The sequence below is a fragment of the Streptomyces sp. NPDC058239 genome, from assembly GCF_042882185.1.
GTDB lineage: Bacteria > Actinomycetota > Actinomycetes > Streptomycetales > Streptomycetaceae > Streptomyces.
This window is the reverse complement of record NZ_JBHVWS010000026.1, coordinates 118,179-124,178: the sequence shown is the minus strand read 5'-3', so window position 1 is coordinate 124,178 and position 6,000 is coordinate 118,179. Positions and strand designations below refer to the sequence as shown.

The following is a 6,000-nucleotide window of genomic DNA, read 5'->3' as shown; positions in this document are numbered from 1 at the left end:
CGCGGCGCGCGGTGGGCCGCCCTTCGCCGCGCCGGCCGCCCCCGTTGCCTGTCCCGCGGCAGCGCAAGGGCCACCGTAAACGGGGGGGGGCCCGGATCACTCCAGGTGATCCGGGCCCACGGTCGTACGGGTGATGAGGGGCGTCAGCTCTGTGCCGAGGTGTCCTGCTCGGACGTACTCGGCTGCGCGGAGTCGTCCGACGACGGCCCGGTCTGCGTGGCGGACTCGGCCGACTGGGCGGAGTCCGGTCCCGACTGCGCGCGCTCACGCATCTTGCGCAGCAGTTCCTGCTTCTGGTCGGCAGCCGTCTTGCGGTCGGCATTGCGCGCAGGGCCCGCGCCCTGCTGCTCGGCGCGGGACAGCTTCTTGCGCTGTCCGCCCACACCGAGGAGGTTGTTGCGGCTCTTGGCCACGGCGTTCTCCGATTCGTGGTGAGAAGTGAGGTCTGAAACGACCTGGAATCGATCCGATGGGCGACGGGTGGTCGGACCCGCCGCGCTCTCACTCGTAGATCTGGAAGAACGAAGACATGCCGGAACCGTACCCCGGCCCTGTCGGCCACCGCACCCGGTTTTCGGCGCGGCCGGGTGAAGCGTCGCGATAGACGGCTGACAGATCACGAAGGCCACCCTGCGCGAGGCCGTGACCGGCCGCTGCCGGCTGCGGGAGATCGTCGAGGAGGGCGTGCGCGGCGGCAGTTCGCCGTGGACGATTCGGCGGCCGCCGCGCACGCGGTCCTCGACGCGACGGCACGCTTCCACGACCCGGCGTACGCGGCAAAGTGGCAGAGCCCTGCCGTCACGGCCGGGTTCACCGCTGTGTCGGACCTGCTGCGCGGTCTGCGCGCGTAACGGCACCGCGCACGACGGGGGTGGGCACGGGGCGGCCCGCTCAGGCGGTCGGGTCGACCGTCGCCTGGTGGGCCTCGGCGAGGTGTTCCTCGGCCTTGAGCCACGGCAGGAACTGCACACCCTTGCGCCAGTCGCAGGTGTCGCAGCTCAGCTGCCGCTGGATCCCCGACTTCCGTACATGGACGACATGTTCACGGCCGTGCTGATCCCATCTGCTGACCTTGCTGGTGGTCATGGACGGCATCCGAGCCTCCTGTTGACGCATTGACGCGTTGACGCAACTGCTCAGCGTGGACAGTGTGCAACGAAGCCCCCGGTTCCGTACCAGGAACCGGGGGCTTCGCCGGGAAACCGTGGTGCGTCAGCAGCCCAGCAGTCGAGCGCCGAGGTAGGCCTGGATCTGGTCCAGGGAGACGCGCTCCTGCTTCATGGTGTCGCGCTCGCGCACGGTCACCGCGTTGTCGTCGAGGGTGTCGAAGTCGACGGTGACGCAGAACGGCGTACCGATCTCGTCCTGACGGCGGTAGCGGCGGCCGATGGCGCCCGCGTCGTCGAACTCGATGTTCCAGTTCTTCCGCAGGTCGGTGGCGAGGCCCTTGGCCTTCGGCGACAGCTGCGGGTTGCGGGACAGCGGCAGGACGGCGACCTTGACCGGCGCGAGGCGCGGGTCGAGGCGCATCACGGTGCGCTTCTCCATGACGCCCTTGGCGTTGGGCGCCTCGTCCTCGATGTAGGCGTCGAGGAGGAAGGCCAGCATCGAACGGCCGACACCGGCTGCGGGCTCGATGACGTACGGAGTCCAGCGCTCGCCGGCCTCCTGGTCGAAGAACGACAGGTCCGTGCCGGAAGCGGCGGAGTGGGCCTTGAGGTCGTAGTCCGTGCGGTTGGCGACACCCTCCAGCTCGCCCCACTCGCTGCCGCCGAAGCGGAAGCGGTACTCGATGTCAGCGGTGCGCTTGGAGTAGTGGGAGAGCTTCTCCTTCGGGTGCTCGAACCACCGCATGTTCTCCTCGCGCAGGCCCAGGTCCGTGTACCAGTTCCAGCGCTGCTCCATCCAGTACTCCTGCCACTGCTCGTCCTCGCCCGGCTTGACGAAGAACTCCATCTCCATCTGCTCGAACTCGCGGGTGCGGAAGATGAAGTTGCCCGGAGTGATCTCGTTCCGGAAGGACTTGCCCATCTGGGCGATACCGAACGGCGGCTTCTTGCGCGAGGTCTGCTGCACCTGGCCGAAGTTGGTGAAGATGCCCTGGGCGGTCTCGGGACGCAGGTAGGCGACCGAGCCGGAGTCCTGGGTCGGGCCGAGGTGGGTGGAGAGCAGACCCGAGAACTGCTTGGGCTCGGTGAAGGTACCCTTGTTGCCGCAGTTGGGGCAGTTGAGCTCGGTCAGGCCGTTCGCGGGCGCGTGGCCGTGCTTCTCCTCGTACGCCTCCTCCAGGTGGTCGGCGCGGAAGCGCTTGTGACAGGAGGTGCACTCGGTCAGCGGGTCGGTGAACGTGGCGACATGGCCGGAGGCAACCCAGACCTCGGGGGCCAGGATGACCGACGAGTCGAGTCCGACCACGTCCTCGCGCGAGGTGACCATGTAGCGCCACCACTGGCGCTTGAGGTTCTCCTTCAGCTCGACGCCCAGCGGCCCGTAGTCCCAGGCGGCGCGCTGACCACCGTAGATCTCACTGCAGGGATAGACGAAGCCACGGCGCTTGCTCAGGCTGACGATGGAGTCGATCTTGTCGGCGGCCACGGTGCTCTCTTCATTACGACGACGAAATTGGACAGGGGCGGCGCGAAGCGCCTCGGTGGGGGGTGGTGGTCGGGAGACGGGCGGGCGAATGCTTCAGATTACCGGCGGGCACGCCCCTTGGATCAAATCGGTATCGGCGCAGTCGGCCGAGGGGGTCATCTCATCAGCCTTGTTGACAATCGTTTCCAGTTTTGTTGAAAATGACTGTCATGAACGTAAGCCGCCTCATACCCACCGCCGCCGTCGCCGGAGCAGTCGTCCTCGGCCTCACCGCCCTCACGGCCTGCTCCGCCTCGGACGCCGCCGACCACAAGAACGGCGACAAGCTGAACGTGGTGGCCTCGTTCTATCCGATGCAGTTCCTGGCCGAGCAGATCGGCGGGAAGCACGTCTCCGTCAGCACGCTGACCAAACCGGGCGCCGAGCCGCACGATCTCGAGCTCACCCCGCGGCAGATCGGCGGACTCGGCGACGCCGACTACATCCTGTACCTCAAGGGCGTCCAGCCCGCTGTCGACGACGCCATCAAGCAGTCCGGCTCGAAGGACAGCGTCGACGCCTCGACGCTCACCCGGCTGGAAGACCACGGCACCGAGACCGGCGGCGACGAGCACGGTCATGAGCACCACGGCGACGAGGCCGGAGCCGACCCCCACATCTGGCTGGACCCGGTGAAGTACGCCGAGGTCGCCAAGGGCGTCGGTAAGTCCCTGGAGAAGACCGACCCGGACCACGCCGCGGACTACCGCAAGAACACGGACGCGCTGGTAGACAAGCTCGACGCACTGAACACGGCGTACGAGACAGGCCTGAAGGACACCGCGACCAAGACCTTCATCACCACCCACTCCGCCTTCGGGTACCTCGCCGAGCGCTACGGCCTGACCCAGGAGGGCATCGCCGGCATCGACCCCGAGGCCGAGCCCACCCCCGCCCGGATCAGCGAGATTCACACCGTCGCGAAGAAGAACAAGGTCACCACCGTATTCTTCGAGACGCTCGCCAGCGACAAGACCGCGAAGACCCTCGCCAAGGACACCGGACTGAAGACCGGCGTCCTGGACCCGCTGGAGGGAATCACGGACAAGTCCAAGGGCGATGACTACTTCGAAGTCATGCAGTCCAATCTCGCCGCCCTGCAGAAGGCGCTCGGCGCGAAGTGACCCACGCAACACCCGCCACAGCAGCATCGGAGGCGCTCATGTCCGAGCCCGGGAGCACCACGACCGAACCCGTGATAGCCCTGCGCGGCGCCACGGCCACGCTCGGCGCGCGTCCGGTGCTGCGCGGCATCGACCTGACCGTGCACCGCGGCGAGGTCGTCGCCCTGCTCGGCGCCAACGGCTCGGGCAAGTCGACCGCCGTACGCTCCGTCATCGGCCAGGTCCCGCTCACCGGCGGCTCCATCGAGCTGTTCGGCACCCCGCTGCGCCGCTTCCGCGCCTGGGCGCGCATCGGTTACGTACCCCAGCGCACCACGGCGGCCGGCGGCGTCCCCGCCACGATCCGCGAGGTCGTCTCCTCCGGACGTCTCTCCCGTACGAAGCTGGGCCTGCTCCGCAAGGCCGACCGGGCCGCCGTCGACCGGGCCATCGACCTCGTGGGCCTCGCCGACCGGGCCAAGGACTCGGTGAACGCGCTCTCCGGCGGGCAGCACCAGCGGGTGCTGATCGCCCGGGCGCTGGCCGCCGAACCGGAGCTGCTGATCATGGACGAGCCGATGGCCGGCGTCGACCTGGCCAGCCAGGAGATCCTCGCCGCGACGCTCCGCGAACAGGTCGCGGCCGGCACGACGGTGCTGCTCGTGCTGCATGAGCTCGGCCCGCTGGAACCGCTGATCGACCGCGCGATCGTGCTGCGCGACGGCTGTGTGATGCACGACGGGCCGCCCCCGAAGGCACTGGGCCAGCACGCCCTGCCCGGACACGACCATGTACACCCCCACGCGGCCTCCGAGCCCGTCCGGACGGGACTGCTGAGCTGATCATGGAATTCCTCGAACCTCCGTTCATGCAGCGGGCACTGCTCGCCGCCGTACTGGTCGGCGTCATCGCGCCCGCCGTCGGCATCTACCTCGTCCAGCGCCGCCAGGCCCTGATGGGCGACGGCATCGGCCATATCGCGATGACCGGTGTCGGCCTCGGCTTCCTGCTCTCCACCAGCCCGGTGTGGATGGCCACGGCGGTCGCCGTCGTCGGCGCCGTCACGATGGAGCTGATCCGCTGGTACGGACGCACCCGCGGCGACATCGCGCTGGCCATGCTGTTCTACGGCGGTATGGCGGGTGGTGTCCTGCTGATCAGCCTCTCCGACACCGGCTCCAACGCCAACCTCACCTCGTATCTCTTCGGCTCCCTCTCCACGGTCTCCACCGAGGACATCACCGCGATCTGTCTGCTGGCCGCCTTCGTGCTGCTGGTGACGCTGGGGCTGCGCCGGCAGCTGTTCGCGGTCAGCCAGGACGAGGAGTTCGCCCGGGTCACCGGGCTGCCGGTGCGCGCGCTGAATCTGCTGGTCGCCGTGACGGCGGCGGTGACGGTCACCGTGGCGATGCGGGTCGTCGGGCTGCTGCTGGTCAGCGCGCTGATGGTGGTGCCGGTCGCGGCCGCGCAGCAGATCTCCAGGTCCTTCAGGGTGACGTTCGTGCTGTCGGTCGTCATCGGTACGGCGGTGACCCTGGCCGGCACGGTGACCTCGTACTACCGGGACGTCCCGCCCGGCGCGACGATCGTGCTGCTGGCCATCGCGGTCTTCATCGGCATGACGCTGCTCGCGACCCCGCTGGCCAGGAGGCGCGCCCGCCGGAGCGAAGCGGCGTCCGAGGAGTGCACTCTTGAGGTACCGGCCTCCCGCCCGGCCACGGACGAACTCCGGGTTTGACCGTGATGCCCGGACGGGCTGGCACAATGGCCCGACACAAGTACGGGCGACACGAGGAGGCTGCTGTGGCGACGGCGCCGATCAGTGGAACGAACGCGGCCCCGGTACGCGGCCGGTCGACCCGGCAGCGGGCGGCGGTGGCGGCGGCGCTCGACGAGGTGGATGAGTTCCGCAGCGCCCAGGAACTGCACGATGTGCTCAAGCACCGCGGCGACTCGGTCGGACTGACCACCGTCTACCGCACGCTTCAGTCCCTCGCCGATGCGGGCGAGGTCGATGTGCTGCGCACCACGGACGGCGAGTCCGTGTACCGGCGCTGCTCGACCGGCGACCACCACCACCATCTGGTGTGCCGGATGTGCGGCAAGGCCGTGGAGGTCGAGGGGCCCGCGGTGGAGCAGTGGGCGGAGACGATCGCCGCGCAGCACGGGTATGTGAACGTGGCCCACACGGTGGAGATCTTCGGAACGTGCGCGGAGTGCGCGAGCACGAAGGGATGACGGTCCGGGGGCGGCGCCCCCGGAC

General features: G+C 68.9%; 8 protein-coding genes. 5 read left to right on the top strand and 3 right to left on the bottom strand.

Annotation, left to right across the window (positions count from 1 at the left end):
• Positions 1 to 143 precede the first annotated feature (143 nt).
• Entirely contained in the window at positions 144 to 413 is a 270-nt protein-coding gene (locus tag ACFVYE_RS26120) for a DUF6243 family protein (protein WP_383971266.1), read from the bottom strand.
• A gap of 291 nt (positions 414 to 704) precedes the next feature.
• Between ACFVYE_RS26120 and ACFVYE_RS26115 the strand changes: the two genes are divergently transcribed.
• Positions 705 to 851 (top strand): hypothetical protein, encoded by a 147-nt coding sequence (locus ACFVYE_RS26115; protein ID WP_383971263.1) that lies wholly within the window; start codon positions 705 to 707, stop codon positions 849 to 851.
• Positions 852 to 891: 40 nt separating this feature from the next.
• Here the strand turns inward: ACFVYE_RS26115 and ACFVYE_RS26110 are convergent, their stop codons facing one another.
• On the bottom strand, positions 892 to 1,095 hold the full coding sequence (locus ACFVYE_RS26110) for a hypothetical protein (RefSeq protein WP_030921017.1): 204 nt from the start codon (positions 1,093 to 1,095) through the stop codon (positions 892 to 894).
• A 117-nt stretch (positions 1,096 to 1,212) separates the two neighbouring features.
• Complete coding sequence (locus ACFVYE_RS26105) at positions 1,213 to 2,595, bottom strand: glycine--tRNA ligase (protein WP_383971260.1); 1,383 nt, start codon at positions 2,593 to 2,595, stop codon at positions 1,213 to 1,215.
• Between the two features lie 209 nt (positions 2,596 to 2,804).
• On the opposite strand from ACFVYE_RS26105, the gene ACFVYE_RS26100 reads away from it, so the two are divergent.
• From ACFVYE_RS26100 to ACFVYE_RS26085, 4 genes are all read left to right on the top strand, one after another.
• Positions 2,805 to 3,758, top strand: a complete 954-nt coding sequence (locus ACFVYE_RS26100) for a metal ABC transporter substrate-binding protein (RefSeq protein WP_383971257.1) — start codon at positions 2,805 to 2,807, stop codon at positions 3,756 to 3,758.
• Positions 3,759 to 3,796: 38 nt separating this feature from the next.
• Complete coding sequence (locus ACFVYE_RS26095; protein WP_383971254.1) at positions 3,797 to 4,579, top strand: metal ABC transporter ATP-binding protein; 783 nt, start codon at positions 3,797 to 3,799, stop codon at positions 4,577 to 4,579.
• 2 nt (positions 4,580 to 4,581) lie between these two features.
• Entirely contained in the window at positions 4,582 to 5,475 is an 894-nt protein-coding gene (locus ACFVYE_RS26090) for a metal ABC transporter permease (RefSeq protein WP_383971251.1), read from the top strand.
• Positions 5,476 to 5,540: 65 nt separating this feature from the next.
• Entirely contained in the window at positions 5,541 to 5,975 is a 435-nt protein-coding gene (locus ACFVYE_RS26085; protein ID WP_383971248.1) for a Fur family transcriptional regulator, read from the top strand.
• The last annotated feature ends 25 nt before the right edge of the window (positions 5,976 to 6,000 follow it).

Bases quoted from the DNA above. Each gene is read 5' to 3' on its own strand.
- ACFVYE_RS26090 (WP_383971251.1), top strand. From the start codon at position 4,582: ATGGAATTCCTCGAACCTCCGTTCATGCAGCGGGCACTGCTCGCCGCC.
- ACFVYE_RS26095 (WP_383971254.1), top strand. From the start codon at position 3,797: ATGTCCGAGCCCGGGAGCACCACGACCGAACCCGTGATAGCCCTGCGC.
- ACFVYE_RS26100 (WP_383971257.1), top strand. From the start codon at position 2,805: ATGAACGTAAGCCGCCTCATACCCACCGCCGCCGTCGCCGGAGCAGTC.
- ACFVYE_RS26110 (WP_030921017.1), bottom strand. From the start codon at position 1,095: ATGCCGTCCATGACCACCAGCAAGGTCAGCAGATGGGATCAGCACGGC.